The organism is Kitasatospora paranensis (genome assembly GCF_039544005.1).
GTDB classification, from domain to species: Bacteria; Actinomycetota; Actinomycetes; order Streptomycetales; family Streptomycetaceae; genus Kitasatospora; species Kitasatospora paranensis.
This window is the reverse complement of record NZ_BAABKV010000001.1, coordinates 4,065,620-4,081,699: the sequence shown is the minus strand read 5'-3', so window position 1 is coordinate 4,081,699 and position 16,080 is coordinate 4,065,620. Positions and strand designations below refer to the sequence as shown.

Below are 16,080 nucleotides of genomic sequence, written 5' to 3'. Positions count from 1 at the left end.
CGGCTGTCGCGTCGGCACACGGAAGCGCCGCCGACGGGTGTTGGAAATCGTTATCGTCACCGATAGCGGCATGCTATCGGTGGTTTCGGGTGCCGCGTGTGCGGGCAGGGCGGATTGCCTCGATCGAGTGATGCCGGGGTTGCTGTACAGGGGTCGGGCGGGCAGTCATTACCCTCGGGTAGGTGAGCACTGGAACTGATCCCCTCGCCCCGCTGGCCGCGCTGTCCGGAGTACCCGAGGCCGTGGCCGAGGTGCGCAAGGCCGTGGACCGCCTCTACGGGCACCGTGTCATGCGCCGCCGCGCCGCAGAGGTGACCTCGGAGGCCGCCATCCGCGGGGCGCGCGCCTCGGCGGCCCTCGACGGTGCCGACTGGTCCTTGGAGGAGATCCGTCGGAGGAGCGACTTCGGCGGTGACCCGGAAGCCCGGACGGTGGGTGGAGCCCTCCGCATCTCGGCCGATGCCGGCCAGCTGCTGGGTGTGTGGCGGCACTCTCCGCTCCAGGTGCTGGCGCGGCTTCATCTGCTGGCAGCCGGTGACGCGGATCCCGCGGCCGGTCGGCCGCGGCGGGAGGGCGAGCCTGCGGGGCCGCTGTTCCCGGTGGAGATCGCCGCGGCGGAGGGCTTCGAACGGAAGGTCCAGGAGGTCGAGCTCCCGCCCGCGCCCCCTGCGGACGAGGCGGCCGCCAGGCTCGACCAGCTGGCGCAACTCCTCGCAGCCCGTGCGGACGGCGCGGCGAGCGGTACGCCGGCACTGGTCGTGGCCGCGGTGGTGCACGGCGAACTGCTGGCCCTGCGCCCGTTCGGCGCGCACAACGGGGTGGTGGCCCGCGCCGCGCAGCGCATTGTCCTGATCGCGGAGGGCCTCGACCCGAAGGCGATCTGTCCGGCCGAGGTCGGGCTGGCCGAACTCGGTACTGCGGCCTACCGCGAGGCGCTGGCCGGGTATCTGGGCGGGACGGAGGAGGGCATGGCGCGCTGGATCGGCCACTGCGGCGAGGCGCTGCGACTCGGCGTGCGGGAAAGCACCGCGGTCTGCGAGGCGATGCAGCGAGGGATGGTCTGAGGTCGCCGGCCGGCGCGGTCACCGGGCTGTGTCGCCCTGCCGGTGGGAATCGCCCGGGTGGGTGAATGGTGCCCTTCGAAGGGCGACGGACGCAGCTCGGCGGGCTGCGCTTCGGGGTAGGGGCGCGGGTGCGGCGCGGCTTCCCCCAGCATGCAGATGCGGCGGCACCTGAGACTGACCGGTGCCGCCGCTGGCGCAGGTACCGGGTTACCAAGCATGCACCGGAAGTGCCCATCAGGTGGGGATCCTGCCCGTTCACCTGGTGCGGCGGCCCGTCAGCGGGTCGGCTGCATGTGGGTGCCCAATCATCTGCACGCGGTCCGTGGGGCCTTAACTGCGTTGTCGGATTGACCTCTTCGGGTCCTGCCGGGTCTCGCGGGCCGTAAGTCCTTTCTATCGCGGATCGCTGCAAAGCGGAACCCGAAAGAAGAACTTTTTCCCGATTGTCCGATTCGGCGGCAGTGTGCTCCGCCGTCCGGTTTCTGTCCGGCTTCCGGGGCCGGTGAACGGCGTGGCGGAAGCCGGACGGCCCGGCCCGATCCGGGGTGGTCCGTCAGCTTTCCGGGCGTCGGCGTCGCGCCGTGTACCAGAGCAGGCCGGCCGTGACGGCAGCCGTCCCGAGCGCCACCGCCAGCAGTACGGAGCGGCTCGGAGTCGAGAACTCGGGCAGTCTGCGCCGGAGTTCGACCGGCCGGCTGAAGACGAGTACGGGCCACTCGCGGGCCGCCGCCTCCTTGCGCAGGGCACGGTCGGGGTTGACCGCCGACGGATGGCCGACGGCTTCCAGCAGGGGCAGGTCCGTCGAGGAGTCGCTGTAGGCATAGCAGTCGGCGAGGTTGTACCCCTCGACGGCCGCCAGGTCGCGGATCGCGGCGGCCTTGTTCTCCGCGTAGGCGTAGTACTCGATCTCACCCGTGTAGCGGCCTTCCGCGACCTCCAGGCGGGTGGCGATCACGTGGTCGGCGCCCAGCAGTCGGCCGATCGGCTCGACCACCTCGGAGCCGGAACTGCTGACGATCACGACATCGCGCCCGGCGGCATGGTGCTGTTCGATCAGCGACGCGGCCTCGTCGTAGATGATCGGGTCGATGAGCTCGTGGAGCGTCTCCGACACGATCTCCCGCACCTGCTGCACGTTCCAGCCGCGGGTCAGCGCCGACAGGTACTGCCGCATCTTCTCCATCTGGTCGTGGTCCGCGCCGCCGATGAGGAAGACGAACTGGGCGTAGGCGCTCTTCAGTACCGCCCGACGGTTGATCAGGCCGCCCTGGTAGAACGGGCGGCTGAATGCCAGGGCACTCGACTTGGCGATGATCGTCTTGTCCAGGTCGAAGAACGCCGCGGTGCGCGGTACGCCGTACGGGCGGCGCAGGGCGGACTCCGGCGAGGACTCTGCGTCCGCGTCCGAACCTGCGTCCGCGTCCGCGTCTGCATCGGAGTCCGCGGCGGCTCCGGGGCCCTGCTCCGGGGCGGCGTCGTCGGCGTGGGGGCTCGCTGCCCGTCGTCGGCAGGATCCTCGGGCACGGCGTTCGGGAGGGGCGCGGCGCCGGTGTCCGGCACGGCGCCCGGCGGCTGGTCGGACGCCGCCGCGGACTCCCCGGAGGGGGTCGCCCGGGGCTCGTTCGGGGCGGTACCGTTCGTGGCCTCGGGGCCACGGTCGACGAAGTCGGCGTTCTCGGTGGTGTCCACGGGATCCGAGGATAGAGGGCCCGGCAAATGACCCCGCCATTCGGCGTACTCCCGGCCGTGCGGGTTTGTGTTTCTGGCCGCTCGGGTACACCATGGAAGTCACGGATCGTTCGCGACCGTGCTAACCCGGTCCGGCTCCTCCCCCCGAGTCGGGCCGTGGATAGACGACCCCCGCTCTCCCCCCGGCGGGGGTCGTCGCATGTCCGGGCCCGTTCTGCGGGCCCGTTGACGTGTCGGGCCGGAGAGCGCAGCGGAGGCCTGCCGGGGGATGCCGATCGCTTGCGGGTCCGAACGCGCGCGGGATTTTCGTCACTCTTTGTGATCGATTGATCGATGTTCGCCCGCCTTCTTCATAGCCCGACCGAGGCTCTCTGCGTCAATTCTCCGATGCATTGCCCCCTGGCGAGTGAACGAAGTTATCCACATACCCGAGTTGTCCACAGGATTTGACAGGGCGCAGACGGATTGATCGCCAAGCCCCAACGTGGTCCCCGGGCAGCCGTACTTCCCGGACATCGGGGAGCCCTGCGAGCAGCCCTCCGATCGGCGCCGAGGCGCGTGTCCGTGCCCGGGCACCGGTCGGCACCGCACCGGACAACGCCCACGCGGGGGAGACCGTCATGCAGACACCGACCACCGACTCCGAATCCGCCGACAGCACTGCGTCGGCCGGGCCGCTGATCGTCACCGAGGACACCGAACTGGCGGAACACCTCGTGCGGATCTGTGCGGCCGCGGGCGTCGAGCCGCAACTGACCCGGGAGGGGGCCGTCTCCCGGAGCCGTTGGGAGAGTGCGCCCCTCGTGCTCGTCGGGGACGACGTCGCCGAACGCTGCAGCGGGCTCGCGAGACGGCCCGGCGTGCTGCTGCTCGGCCTCGATCTGGACGACGGCGCGGTCTGGGTGCGGGCCGTCCGCCTCGGGGCGGAGCAGGTGATCTTCCTTCCCGACTGCCAGGCCTGGCTGCTGGACCGTATTGCCGACGCGGCCGAGGGCGTCGGTCCGCCGGCGCTCACCGTCGGGGTGCTGGGCGGCCGCGGCGGAGCGGGTGCCTCGACGCTCGCTTGCGCGCTGGCGGTCACCGGCGCCCGGGAGGGCCATCGCACGATGCTCGTCGACGCCGACCCGCTCGGGGGCGGGCTCGACGTCCTGCTCGGCGGTGAGACCTCCGACGGCCTGCGATGGCCCGACCTGGCCGGCTCGCGCGGCCGCCTCAGCAGCGCCGAACTGGCCAAGGCCCTCCCCGAGCTGCACCGGCTCAATGCCCTCTCCTGGGATCGCAGCGACTGCCTGACGATCCCGCCCGAGGCGATGCGGAGCGTGCTGGCAGCCGCCCGGCGGCGCGGCGGCCTGGTGGTGGTCGACCTGCCCCGGCACATCGACCCGGCGGCGGCCGAGGCGCTGGAGCAGATCGACACCTGCCTGCTGGTGGTTCCCGCCGAGCTCCGCGCCTTGGCGGCCACCGGCCGGGTGGCCGCGGCCGCCCGCATGCGGTTGTCCGATCTCCGGGCCGTGGTCCGCGTGCCGGGGCCGATCGGATTGTCCGGTGCGGAGATCGCCCGCAATCTTCGGCTGCCGTGCGCCGGCGAGCTCCCCGCCGAGCCGGGCCTCGACCTGGACGTGGAGCGGGGCACCCCGCCCGGCGTCCGGGAGCACGGACCGCTCGCCCGCTTCTGCGGCAGCTTTCTCAACGAGGTCATGCCGCCCGTGGCCGCCGCCGAGGGAGGGGCGCTGTGAGGAGCCGTCCGAGCAGGGGCACAGAGACCGATCCGGGTGGGTCGGGCATCGGCCTGCGACGCAGGCCGATGGGGTCGGCAACCGGCCCCTCCAGGGCCGTCCAACCGTGCGGAGCTCCGGCGCCGCACGATCGGTCCGGGGGCCGTCAGGCGCAGGCCGGCCCGCCAGGATCGTCCGGGGCTGCGAGGGGAGACCAGGTGCAGTCGTACCCAGCCGCCCTGCTCGACGTCGTTCGACTGCACCTGGCGGAGGCCGGGGCGCTGCCCACCACCGGGTCGGTCGCCGCCGTTTTGCGGGCCCACCATCCGTCGCTCGGCGGGAGCGATGTGCTCGACACCGTCCGGCAGATCCAGGCGGAGCTCATCGGGGCGGGGCCGCTGGACGGCCTGCTGATGCGCCCCGACGTCACCGATGTCCTGGTCAACGGGCCCGACGAGGTCTGGATCGACCGCGGAGGGGGTCTGGAGCGGGCCGAGGGAGTGCGGTTCCCGGACGCCCAGGCCGTCCGCCGCCTCGCCCACCGCCTTGCCACGGCGGCCGGCCGTCGTCTCGACGACGCCATGCCGTGGGTCGACGCACGACTGCCCGACGGCACCCGGCTGCACGCGGTCATCCCGCCCATCGCCGGCAACTGCACCCACATCTCCCTCCGGACGAGTCGCTCCCGCCCGTTCACCATGGACGGGCTCGTGGCAGGGCGGATGCTGCCCCGGGCCGGTGCCGACCTCCTGGCCCGGATCGTCGAGGCCCGCCTCGCCCTGCTGATCAGCGGGGGTACGGGTTCGGGCAAGACGACCTTGTTGTGCGCTCTGCTCGGCCTGGTCGATCCGGGGGCACGCATCGTCCTCGCCGAGGACTCGGCCGAACTCCGCCCGGCCCACCCGCACGTCGTACGGCTCCAGAGCCGTCCGCCCAACCAGGAGGGCCTGGGCGAGCTCACCCTGCGCGATCTGGTCCGCCAGGCCCTGCGGATGCGCCCGGACCGCCTGGTGGTGGGGGAGGTCAGGGGCGCCGAGGTGGTTGACCTGCTCGCTGCCCTCAACACGGGGCACGAAGGTGGCTTCAGCACCGTCCACGCGAACGCGGCGGCCGATGTCCCGGTCAGGTTGGAGGCCCTCGGCGCGCTCGCCGGGCTCGACCGCTTCCTGCTGCACAGCCAGCTGCGGGCAGCTCTGGATGTGGTCATCCACCTCGTCCGCGACCCGCAGAACGGTGCACGACGCGTCGCCGAACTGCACACGGTCGTCGACAGGGGCAACGGCCTGGCCGACACGCTGCCGGCCGTGCTGTTCAGGGCGGACGGCGCATGCGATCTCGGCCCGGGCTGGACCAACCTGCAACGCGCCTGCGAGGAACGCGGCGTCTTCCTGCCCGGGAGTCTCCTGTGACGATCCGCCAGATGGATCTGGTCTGGGGGCTGGCGCTCTGCGCGGTCGCCGCGACGGCTTGGCGCCTGCTGGATTCGGCAGTGCGCGGCATCCCGCCACGAGACGCCGCTCCACCGCGGGGCTCGGCAGCCGGAGCCAGGACACCCGATGCCAGGACGCCGGAAGCCAGGACACCCGGCGCCGGGGAAGCCGGCAGGGGGACACCCGACAGCGCGGCATCCGCCGCCGGAGCGGCCGGCGGCGCCGGACCATCCGGCACTGCGACACCCGGAATCACGGCCGTCGGACGGAGACCATGATGAGCACGGACAGGGCCACGACAGCCGTCATTCTGGGCGGCGCCGTCCTCCTTCTCCTCCTTCTCGCCCTCCCTCTTGCCGCGGTGCGTGGCCGAGTGCGGTCCTCCCGTCGGGCCCACAGCGTCTGCCCTCCGGCCACCCGAGCGGGCAGAGTCGGCCCGCTCGGCCGGGTGCGCCGCCGCCTGACAGGGTGGCGACCGCCCCCTGGGCATGTCCCGAACTGCTGCTCCTGCCGGCGGGCCTCGCGGCAACCGGGGCCACCGACTCGGTGATTCCGGGGCTCCTCCTCGCGGTGGGGATCGTGCCCCTGCGGCGGCTGCGAGTGCGCCGCCGCACAGCAGCCGAAGCCGGTCGCCGCACCGACGCCGTGATCGACCTGTGCGCTGGACTGGTTGCGGAACTTCGCAGCGGCGCGACACCTGAGTACGCCCTGCACACCGTCCTGACCAGGAGTCCGGCCCTCCGGCAGGCCCTCGGTCGCGAGCCGGGCGCACGGCTGGCGGCGGTGCACTACGGCGCCGACGTTCCAGCGGCGTTCAGGCTGGTCGCCGAGATGCCGGGCGGGGCGGGCGGGGCAGCGGTCGCCGCGTGCTGGCAGGTCAGCGCCGACAGCGGCACCGGCCTTGTGCTCGGCCTCGACCGGATCGCGGACGCCCTTCGCGCGGAACGCGCACTGGCCGAGGAGGTGGCAGGGGAGCTCGCCGGTGCCCGCGCCACCATCACCCTGCTCGCGATGCTGCCCGTGTTCGGTCTGGGACTCGGAGCCGCCCTGGGCGCGCGTCCGGTGCCGGTCCTGCTCCACACACCGACGGGCCTGGCCTGCCTTACCGCGGGTGCGTTGCTGGAGGTCTCCGGGCTGGCGTGGACGGCGCGGATCGTCCGTGCCGCCGAGGACTCGCCCGAACGGAGCCGAATCAGCGCCGGATCCGTTCCGCAGAGGGTCGGCAGTACCTCGTCACCGGGCGGCGCCTGCGGAGTGTCCCGGAGAGGCTCCGGCCGACGCCCTCCACCGGAGCGCGGACGGTACCCGGCGTATCAGGGCCTGGCAGAGGAGCTGTGGTGAACACCGTTTGCGCCGTCCTGGCCGCCGCCACCGCGGCCATGGGAATGACCACCCGTAATCCGGCCGCGTCCGGTCCGCTCCGCAGGGCGATCGCCCGGCGAAAGGTCGGCCGACGACTTGCCGCACCGAACCCCGGCCGGACCGGGCATCCCGGGGCAGGCACTCACCGGAGCAGCGCTCCGCGGAGTGGTGACCAGCGGGGCCGGGTCCCGTGGCGCGGCACTCAGCGCGGCGGCACCCACCACGTCAGCGCCCGCCCGGCCGGCGACCACCAGGCCGACCGCCACCCGAGTCGGCACGATCAGGTGCGACGTGACCGGCGTCGAACCGGCCCGGCGCCGCTCGGCGGGTCTCGGCCCGGCCCGGTGAGCCCGGGAATGGCAGGGGAGGGTCGAGCCCATTCCGGGCCCCGCCGGGACAGACGAACCGCCTCGGGTACCTCGGCCGCCAGGGCGCCTGCACGACGCTGGCTGCTGCCGCTGTCGGTCGGCCTTGCCACAGCAGCCCTTCTCGGTGGCGCGGTCGGCCTGGTGGCCGGCGCGGTATCCGCTGCGGCCGCGTACCGGTGGCTGCCGAAGGTGCCGACCCGGGAGTCCCGGCTGGCGGAGGCGGAGCACGGCAGGCTGCTCCGGCAGCTGCCGCTGGCGGCGGAACTCCTGGCCGCTTGCCTGGCGTCGTCGACCTCTCCGGGAGTGGCCGTGGCGGCGGTCGCCCGGAGTGTCGAGTCGCCGATGCGGGAGCGCCTTGGCGTCACGGCTTCCCAGCTGTCGCTCGGCGCCCCGCCGGAGCTCTGCTGGGATCGGCTCGGGATCGAATGCCCGGCGCTGGCCCCGCTCGCGCGCTGCCTGGTGCGAACGAGTCTGAGCGGTGCACCGCCGGCCACTGTTCTGAGCGGTCTGGCGCAGACCCAGCGCGCCGCTGCCGGCCGAGCCGCCCACGCCAGAGTGCGACGGGCCGGCGTCCTGGCCACCGCGCCCCTCGGGCTCTGCTTCCTCCCGGCGTTCGTCCTGATCGGCGTGATCCCCGTGGTGATGGGTCTCACCACTCTCTACTCGCACCGGATCTGACGGCAGGGCATGGCCCCTGAGCGTGCGGTCCGGCCGCCCCACCCACTTGTTCCCCGTCGAGTCCCGCGTCCAACTGCCACAAGGAGTTGTGTGATGTCCCTGCCCGCTGTCCACCGCACCGGCCGCCGTCTTCCCGTTCCGCCCACCCCGCAGACCCCCGACGGCCTCGCCCCGGCTGTTCGGCCGAAGCGTCGGCGGCGCATCTGCGTCGTCGCAGGCTTCCTTCGGCAGCGGATCGCCGGACCGCCGGACGCCGGAATGACGACCGCCGAGTACGCCATCGGCACGATTGCGGCATGCGCGTTCGCGGCAGTCCTCTATCGCGTGGTCACCAGCGACGTGGTGTCCGGGGCGATCGGACAGCTGCTGGACCGAGCTCTCCATGTGGTCTGACCGCCGTCGCGCGGCGCGGGGTGCCCGACCCCCTGCGCCCGGTCGGCCGCCGGGTGCCGATCGGGACGCAGGGATGGTGACGGCCGAGACGGCCGTGGCCCTTCCGGCTCTCGTGATGCTCATGGCGCTGCTGATCTGGGGCGTGGTGGCTGCCGGGTCGCAGATCCGCTGCGTGGACGCGGCCCGCGTCGGTGCCAGAGCCGCCGCCCGCGGGGATGTCGACGCGGCTGCGATCGCAGAAGCTGCTGCACCGCCGGGTGCCACCGTCCGGATCCGGCAGGAGGCCGAAGAAGTCCGAGTGACGGTCGAGGCACCGTGCCCGGGCCCCGGCCGGCTCGGTGCGGTCCTTTCCGTCCGGCTGACCGCTTCGGCGGTGGCCGCACGTGAGGACGTCGCCGGCCCGGGGGAGAGGGTGTCCCATGGCCGTCGTGACGGCAGGGCACCTCGACGTCGAGGGCTCCGGCAGCACGGTGCCGGACGCTTTGCTCCGGAGGGCGCGACCCCTGGACCGAGGTTCGGCGACGATCTGGATGCTGTCGCTCGGTCTGCTCGGCTGCGTGGTCTTCGCAGCCGCCCTGGCGATGGGCAGTGTCGTGGCCTCCCGCCACCGTGCGGAGTCGGCCGCAGACCTGGCCGCGCTGGCGGCGGCCGACCGCCTACTGATCGACGCGGACGGCGGATGCGGACGGGCCGGGCACGTTGCGGCATCGCAGCAGGCCACGCTGGTGTCCTGCTCGCCGGACTGGTCGGCGGACACCGTGGAGGTGTCCGTCGAGGTGCCGATCGATCCGTTGCCCGTGCGGCTCGCTCTCGGCCCGGCAAGGGCCCGCGCCCGCGCAGGGCTGGTCTGGGCCCTGGGGCCGGGCGAAGGGACGGCCGCAGCCCACCCCGGCCCGCTGGGACGGAGCCTCGTTCAGCCGGTTGTCCGCGGCCCGGCCCTGCCATCGTCCTCGCCTCCGCGCCCGCCCTCGCCTTCGCGTTCGCCCACACCGTCGTCCGAGGTGCTGGCACTGCCATCGCCGTCACTGCCACTGCCGTCGTGGCCGCTGCCGTCACGGGCAGACGGTGCACCGGCCAGCAGGGCTCCCAGCAGTCGTACCGCCGCCGCCTTGTCCAACGGGTCGTTGCCGTTGCCGCACTTGGGGGACTGGACGCAGGAGGGGCAGCCCCGTTCGCACTCGCAGGCCGCGATGGCGTCCCGGGTTGCGGTCAACCACTGGACGGCCCGACGGAATCCCCGTTCGGCGAAGCCCGCGCCACCCGAGTGGCCGTCGTACACGAAGACCGTCGGCAGACCGGTATCCGGATGGAGCGGTACCGAGACGCCGCCGATGTCCCATCGGTCGCAGGTGGCGAACAGGGGGAGCAGGCCGATCGAGGCGTGCTCGGCGGCGTGGGCGGCGCCGGGCAGCTGGTCGAACGGGATCTCGGCGTCGAAGAGTTGGTCCTCCGTCACCGACCACCAGACGGCCCGAGTCCGTAGTGTGCGGGGCGGGAGGTCCAGTTTGGTCTCGCCGAGGATCTCGCCGGTGGAGATCCGCTTGCGCAGGTACCCGACCACCTGGTTGACCACCTCGACCGCGCCGAAGCTGAGCCGGGCCTCCCCCAGTCCACCGTGGTGTCCGTGGACAGCACGGAGATGGAGGTGATGTCACGGGCGGCCGTCGTGTACGGCGGGTCAGCAGCCTCGACCAGCGCAACCGAGGTCTCCAGGTCGAGATCCTGCACTAGGTAGCTGCGGCCCTGGTGGATGTGGACGGCCCCGGTGTGCACCGTGGTGTGCGCGGCGGCGGCATCGACGGTGCCGAGCAGCCGGCCCGTGAGCGCTTCGACGATCTGTACGGGACTGCCGCCGCTGCCCCGCAGGTCCACCCGGTCGGCCGCCCGTTCCCTGCGGGTCCAGTACCAGGAGCCGTCGGAGCGGCGTCGCAACAGCCCCCGACGCTCCAGCGCGGGCAGGAGCGGCTGCGTCGACGGTCCGAACAGCTCGATGTCGGCATCGGTGATCGGCAGTTCGGCCGCGGCTGCGCAGAGGTGAGGTGCCAGTACGTGCGGGTTGTCGGGGTCGAGCACCGTGGCCTCGACCGGTGTCCTGAACAGGGCCTCCGGGTGGTGCACCAGATACGTGTCCAGCGGGTCGTCGCGAGCGATCAGGACGGCCAGTGCCCCCTGGGCCTCGCGGCCGGCCCGGCCCGCCTGCTGCCACAGCGAGGCCCGGGTACCGGGGTAGCCCGCCATCAGGACGGCGTCGAGCCCGGACACGTCGACGCCGAGTTCGAGAGCGGAGGTGGAGGCGAGACCCAGTAGCCGGCCGGACTGCAGGTCGCGTTCCAGCGCCCGGCGTTCCTCAGCGAGATAGCCGCCGCGGTATGCGGCGACCCGGCCCGAGAGCGGGGTGCCGAGCAGATCCTGCGCCTGAAGGGCCACGAGTTCGGCAGCACGGCGTGAGCGGACGAACGCGACCGTCCGGGTCCCGGATTCGACGAGGTCGGTCAACAGGTACCCGGCCTCGGCAGTGGCAGTCCGGCGTACGGGGGCGCCCTGCTCGCCGACGTGCTCCGTCAGTGGTGGCTCCCAGAGGGCGAACACCAGTGGACCGCGCGGAGAACTGTCCTCCGTGACGGCCACGGCGGGCAGCCCGGTCAACCGTTCGGCTGTCGCCGCGGGCTCGGCGGTGGTCGCCGACGCCAGCAGGAAGGTGGGCGTGGACCCGTACCGGGCACACAGCCGGCGCAGCCGACGCAGCACTTGGGCGACGTGGGAGCCGAACACGCCGCGGTAACTGTGGCATTCGTCGACGACCACGTACCGCAGTGTCTTGAGGAAGGTGGACCAGCGAGGGTGGGACGGCAGGATGCCCCGGTGCAGCATGTCGGGGTTGGTGAGCACGTAAGAGGCGTACTGGCGGACCCACTCGCGCTCCTCCCCGGGAGTGTCGCCGTCGTACAGGGCGACTCGGACCCGCGGCGGCACCAGTTCGGCGGCACGTCGACGTTGGTCGGCGGCGAGCGCCTTGGTCGGGGCGAGGTAGAGGGCTGTCGCGCCGCGGCCGTTCGGTGCCTCCGTCCCGTCCAGCAGATCGCTGAGCACCGGGGCGAGGTAGCCGAGGGACTTCCCGGAGGCAGTGCCCGTAGCGATCACCACGGAGCGTCCTGCCTTCGCGAGTTCCATCGCCTCGGCCTGGTGGGCCCACGGCTCGCTCACTCCGAGGCCTCGGGCGGCCTCCCGGATTTCCGGACGGATTGCTTCCGGCCAGGAGGCATGCCGGGCGGGACGCGCGGGCAGATGCTCCGTATGGGTGAGGCGGTCCGACCGGCCCCGGTTGGCGGACAGGGTCTCTAGCAGGGCCTCGGGCGAGCTGTGACGGGGCGGCATGGGGACCCAGTGTGTCACCGGCGTGACGGAGAATCGCCGCAAGCCATCGTGCGGGCATGCTCGCAGGTGGTTGAATGAGCCCGTGACGGCCGCATGGCCGAGGGACGCACGCCGACGCCCACGTGCACGGCTTGCCTCGCCCGGCCTGCGACCACGCGGTGGCGGCCACCCGGCCGAGGATCGCAATGACGTAGCAAGGCAAGGTGCTGGAGGTTCCGTGGACCTGTCCCTGCCGACCCGTACGGTTGGCGATCGCACGGTCGTCGAAGTCGGCGGCGAGATCGATGTGTACACCGCCCCCAAGCTGCGCGAGCAGTTGGTCGAGCTCGTCAACGACGGCAACTACCACCTCGTCGTCGACATGGAGGGCGTTGACTTCCTCGACTCCACCGGTCTCGGTGTGCTGGTGGGCGGGCTCAAGAGGGTCCGTGCGCACGAGGGTTCGCTGCGCCTGGTCTGCAACCAGGAGCGCATTCTGAAGATCTTCCGGATCACCGGTCTGACCAAGGTGTTCCCGATCCACACCTCGGTGGACGACGCCGTCGCCGCCACCGACTGACCGTCGTCCGCTGCACCGGCGGGGCCTTCGAGGCTCCGCCGGTGCGGGGGCCGATCCGGTTCCGCACTTCTGCCTGCCGCCCGGCGGCATGGCTGTCAGGGCCGTCAGGGCTGTGAGGGAGTAACCCCGGAGGGGAGGAATGGCAACCGTCGAACTTCGATTCAGCGCGCTTCCCGAGCACGTGCGCACGGCCCGGCTGGTAGCCGCTGCTGTCGCAAGACGGGCAGGCGTCGAGGAGTCGGTGCTCGACGAGGTGCGCCTCGCCGTGGGTGAGGCATGCTCTCGCGCCGTCGGCCTGCACCAGCGCGGTGACGCCCAGGGGGCGATCCGCGTCGCGCTCATCGAGCAGGAGAAGCGTTTCCTCATCGAGGTCGCCGACGAGGCCGGCCCGATCCCGCTGTCCGCCTCGGCCGCGGCCGAAGGGTCCGACCGGGACGACGACGCTCTGGGGCTCGCCGTCATCACCGGCCTGGTCGAGGACGTCGAGGTCAGCAACGGCAACGAGGGCGGGCTCATCCGCATGAGCTGGCCCGTCTCCTCCGCCCCGGTCGCGGTCTGACGGCCGAAACGCCGTCCTGCCCGGGGATGTCCCCAGCCCCCACTGCCTGGCCCGGCGCTCGAATACTTCGGACAGGTCGGGCATGTCGGCCCGGCCTCCACCACCCCGCTGGGCCGAAGGCGGCACACGTCCTGCTGCCCCCGAACCTCCCCGCTGCGCTGCGCACGACGGCCCGCACGGCCGCTGATCCGGCTTGCCCGCCGGTCGCCTCTCGCGGTCGACCCGTGTCGCGCTGCTGCGCCACTCGCCTGCGGCGCCTCGGTCCTGTCCGGTCACTGTTGCGACCGTCGCGGTCGCCCTCCTGTGCCCTCCCCGCGTGCCCCTTTCCCCGGGGACTAAGTGCCTGGTGGCGGGCCACTTCACGGGCCACTGCACGGGCCGCTTCATGGGCTGCTTCATGGGGCGTGTCTGCGGCCGGGGCGGGCCGCCGTGTAGGTTCGCAGCTCGAAGTCCATGACCGAAAGGGCCCACCCGGTGAAGAAGCGACTGCTGACCGTCCCCGCGCTCGGGGCCCTGCTCGCCTTCGGCACCGTCGCCTGCAGCAGCGACAACAGCGCGGCACTGGACTCGTGGGCCAAGGGTGTCTGCGAGGCGGCCAAGGACCCGATAACGCAGTCGCGGGTCGCGCTCGCCGACACGGCCAAGGTGATCCCGGGGGAGGCGCCGGCCGACCTCCAGAAGAGGCTTTCGGGGGACCTCGCCGCCCTCGCGAAGGCCAACCAGGGTCTTGCGGACGCGGTGGACAAGGCAGGAGCGCCCAAGTCCGACGACGGCGCCACGGCGGAGAAGCAGGCCGTGGACGAGCTGCGCAAGGCCTCGCAGGGGTACCTCGACGTCCAGAAGAAGCTGAACGCCCTGGCCACGATGGACCAGGCGAAGTTCGCCGACGGACTCCGAAGCGTCGGGGATCAGGTCCAGCAGTTGGCCCAGCTGTCCACCGAGGGCCTGAACCGGCTCCAGACCGGTCAGGTGGGTGATGCCGTGAAGCGTCAGGCCGGTTGCAAGGCCAACGCTGTGCCGCTGCCGGCCGCGACCGACGCGCCGTCCCCGGATGTCTCCCCGTCCGGTGGCGCCGCTCCCTCGGGCGGTTCGAGCGCATCCGCCTCCAAGGCCGCCCAGTCCGGCAAGGCATCGGCGCCGGGCACGGGCCAGTCGTCCTCGAAGGGGGCGTCGGCCTCCGGTACCGCCGACCCCAGCGCCTCGACCGGCTGACCATCCCCACTCCGGCCCCATCCACCCCGCCCCCGCACACCCCAACCCTCGTCCACTCCGGCGCCTGCCCGCACCCGTTCGCGGCTGCGCTGATGCGGCGGCCGTCCGGGGGACAATGGCTGGGTGACCAACAGCCCTGCCCCAGAACCCGCCCGCCTCGCCCGGTTGCGCGAGGCGCTGCTCGCCGCCCAGTACACCGCCGACGGCTGCCTCGACCTGCTGGGCCCGACCGCGTACGCGGCCCTCGCCCGGAGCGAGACGGTGCCGGCGCTGCGGGCCACGGGCGGCGGGAGCCCGCTGGAGACGCTCGTCCGGCTCTTCCTGCTCCAGCAGCCCGTCCGGTTCGAGGCGGCTGCGGCGGCGCTGCCGGTGGCGGACTGCCTGGCGGACGGCTGGCTGACCCGGGACGGTGACGAGGTCCGCGCCACGGTCGACGTCCGGCCGTACGCCAACGAGGTCGCCGGGTTGCCGAGTGCGGACGCGTGGGTGGTCTCTGACCTGGGGTGTGCCGTCGGCGGCGCCGGCGGTATCGGCGCCGGGGAGTCCTCGGGCGGAGTGGCCCGACGGGACCTGGTGCTCGGTGTGGGCGGCGCGTCCACGACGCTGGCCAATCTGGCGGTGCGACGGCCTGTCCGGAGCGCGTTGGACCTCGGTGCCGGTTCGGGCGTGCAGGCGCTGCACGCAGCGCGGCACGCTCAGCAGGTGACCGCGACGGACCTCAACCCGCGGGCGCTGCACTTCAGCCGGCTCACACTGGCCCTCTCGGGCTTCGACCACACGACGACCGAGCAGGGGAGCCTCTTCGAGCCCGTGGCGGACCGGAAGTTCGACCTGATCGTGTCGAACCCGCCGTTCGTCATCTCGCCCGGCAGCCGGTTCGTGTACCGGGACGGCGGGATGGCCGGCGACGACCTCTGCCGCAGCCTGGTCCGCGGTGCCGCCGCGCACCTCCAGCCCGGCGGATACTGCCAGCTGCTGGCCAACTGGCAGCACGTCAAGGGCGAGGACTGGCACGACCGGCTGGCCGGCTGGGTGGCCGGGACGGGGCTGGACGCCTGGGTCGTCCAGCGGCAGGTGCAGGACGTCGCCGAGTACGCCGAGCTGTGGCTGCGCGACGGCGGCGACCACCTCGGGCGGGGCGCCGACTACCGTGCCCGGTACGGCGAGTGGCTGGACGCCTTCGAGGAGGCCGGGGTCGAGGGCGTGGGGTTCGGCTGGATCACCCTCCGGGCCGGCGGCGCGGCCGAGCCGACCGTGCGGATCGAGGAGTGGCCGCACCCGGTGGAGCAGCCGCTCGGTCCGCACATCGACGAATGGTTCGCCCGGCAGGACTTCCTCCGGGGGCACGACGACGCCGCCCTGCTGGCGTCCCGGTTCCGGCTGGTCGACGAGGTCGTCCAGGAGCAGGTCGGCGCACCGGGTGCGGAGGATCCCGAGCACGTGATCCTGCGTCACAACCGTGGCATGCGACGGGCGACGAAGGTGGACACGGTCGGTGCCGGCTTCGTGGGCGCCTGCGACGGCACGCTGGCCGCGGGCGAGATCGTGGACGCGATCGCGCACCTGCTGGGCGAGGAGCGTGTGGTGCTCCGCGACCGGGTGCCGGACTCCTTGCGCCTGCTGACGGAGCAGGGGTTCATCGAGCCGCTGGTGGACTGAGACGGCCGGGCCCGCGG

11 protein-coding genes and 3 pseudogenes are annotated in these 16,080 nt (G+C 72.9%); 12 read left to right on the top strand and 2 right to left on the bottom strand.

Annotated features, from left to right (window positions below):
- The first annotated feature begins 182 nt into the window (after nucleotides 1–182).
- Entirely contained in the window at nucleotides 183–1,064 is an 882-nt protein-coding gene (locus ABEB13_RS19605) for a Fic family protein (RefSeq protein WP_345706538.1), read from the top strand.
- A gap of 553 nt (nucleotides 1,065–1,617) precedes the next feature.
- On the opposite strand, the gene ABEB13_RS19600 is transcribed toward ABEB13_RS19605, so the two are convergent.
- Nucleotides 1,618–2,436: an HAD family hydrolase gene (locus tag ABEB13_RS19600; RefSeq protein ID WP_345709736.1), complete on the bottom strand. Its 819-nt coding sequence runs from the start codon at nucleotides 2,434–2,436 to the stop codon at nucleotides 1,618–1,620.
- A gap of 937 nt (nucleotides 2,437–3,373) precedes the next feature.
- Between ABEB13_RS19600 and ssd the strand changes: the two genes are divergently transcribed.
- The 7 genes and pseudogenes from ssd to ABEB13_RS19565 form a co-directional block, all read left to right on the top strand.
- Complete coding sequence (gene ssd / locus ABEB13_RS19595; RefSeq protein WP_345706537.1) at nucleotides 3,374–4,489, top strand: septum site-determining protein Ssd; 1,116 nt, start codon at nucleotides 3,374–3,376, stop codon at nucleotides 4,487–4,489.
- A gap of 197 nt (nucleotides 4,490–4,686) precedes the next feature.
- The gene (locus tag ABEB13_RS19590) at nucleotides 4,687–5,877 is read left to right on the top strand and encodes a TadA family conjugal transfer-associated ATPase (RefSeq protein WP_345706536.1); all 1,191 of its coding nucleotides are present in this window, start codon (nucleotides 4,687–4,689) and stop codon (nucleotides 5,875–5,877) included.
- A 489-nt stretch (nucleotides 5,878–6,366) separates the two neighbouring features.
- On the top strand, nucleotides 6,367–7,239 hold the full coding sequence (locus ABEB13_RS19585) for a type II secretion system F family protein (protein WP_345706535.1): 873 nt from the start codon (nucleotides 6,367–6,369) through the stop codon (nucleotides 7,237–7,239).
- Nucleotides 7,240–7,769: 530 nt separating this feature from the next.
- Complete coding sequence (locus tag ABEB13_RS19580; protein ID WP_345706534.1) at nucleotides 7,770–8,306, top strand: type II secretion system F family protein; 537 nt, start codon at nucleotides 7,770–7,772, stop codon at nucleotides 8,304–8,306.
- 201 nt (nucleotides 8,307–8,507) lie between these two features.
- Nucleotides 8,508–8,699, top strand: coding sequence for a DUF4244 domain-containing protein (locus tag ABEB13_RS19575; RefSeq protein ID WP_345709735.1), 192 nt, complete (start codon nucleotides 8,508–8,510; stop codon nucleotides 8,697–8,699).
- Nucleotides 8,689–9,078, top strand: a pseudogene (locus ABEB13_RS19570) (TadE family type IV pilus minor pilin); the annotation flags it as partial. The gene ABEB13_RS19575 and the pseudogene ABEB13_RS19570, both read left to right, overlap by 11 nt.
- A gap of 40 nt (nucleotides 9,079–9,118) precedes the next feature.
- Nucleotides 9,119–9,481: pseudogene (locus ABEB13_RS19565) on the top strand (Rv3654c family TadE-like protein); the annotation flags it as partial.
- A gap of 131 nt (nucleotides 9,482–9,612) precedes the next feature.
- On the opposite strand, the pseudogene ABEB13_RS19560 reads toward ABEB13_RS19565, so the two are convergent.
- A pseudogene (locus ABEB13_RS19560) lies at nucleotides 9,613–12,074 on the bottom strand (DEAD/DEAH box helicase).
- 217 nt (nucleotides 12,075–12,291) lie between these two features.
- Between ABEB13_RS19560 and bldG the strand changes: the two are divergent.
- From bldG to ABEB13_RS19540, 4 genes are all read left to right on the top strand, one after another.
- Nucleotides 12,292–12,633, top strand: a complete 342-nt coding sequence (bldG, locus tag ABEB13_RS19555; RefSeq protein WP_345706533.1) for an anti-sigma factor antagonist BldG — start codon at nucleotides 12,292–12,294, stop codon at nucleotides 12,631–12,633.
- A 139-nt stretch (nucleotides 12,634–12,772) separates the two neighbouring features.
- The gene (locus ABEB13_RS19550; RefSeq protein ID WP_100889509.1) at nucleotides 12,773–13,192 is read left to right on the top strand and encodes an ATP-binding protein; all 420 of its coding nucleotides are present in this window, start codon (nucleotides 12,773–12,775) and stop codon (nucleotides 13,190–13,192) included.
- A gap of 453 nt (nucleotides 13,193–13,645) precedes the next feature.
- Entirely contained in the window at nucleotides 13,646–14,404 is a 759-nt protein-coding gene (locus ABEB13_RS19545; RefSeq protein ID WP_345706532.1) for a hypothetical protein, read from the top strand.
- A 123-nt stretch (nucleotides 14,405–14,527) separates the two neighbouring features.
- Nucleotides 14,528–16,063, top strand: coding sequence for a DUF7059 domain-containing protein (locus ABEB13_RS19540; protein WP_345706531.1), 1,536 nt, complete (start codon nucleotides 14,528–14,530; stop codon nucleotides 16,061–16,063).
- The last annotated feature ends 17 nt before the right edge of the window (nucleotides 16,064–16,080 follow it).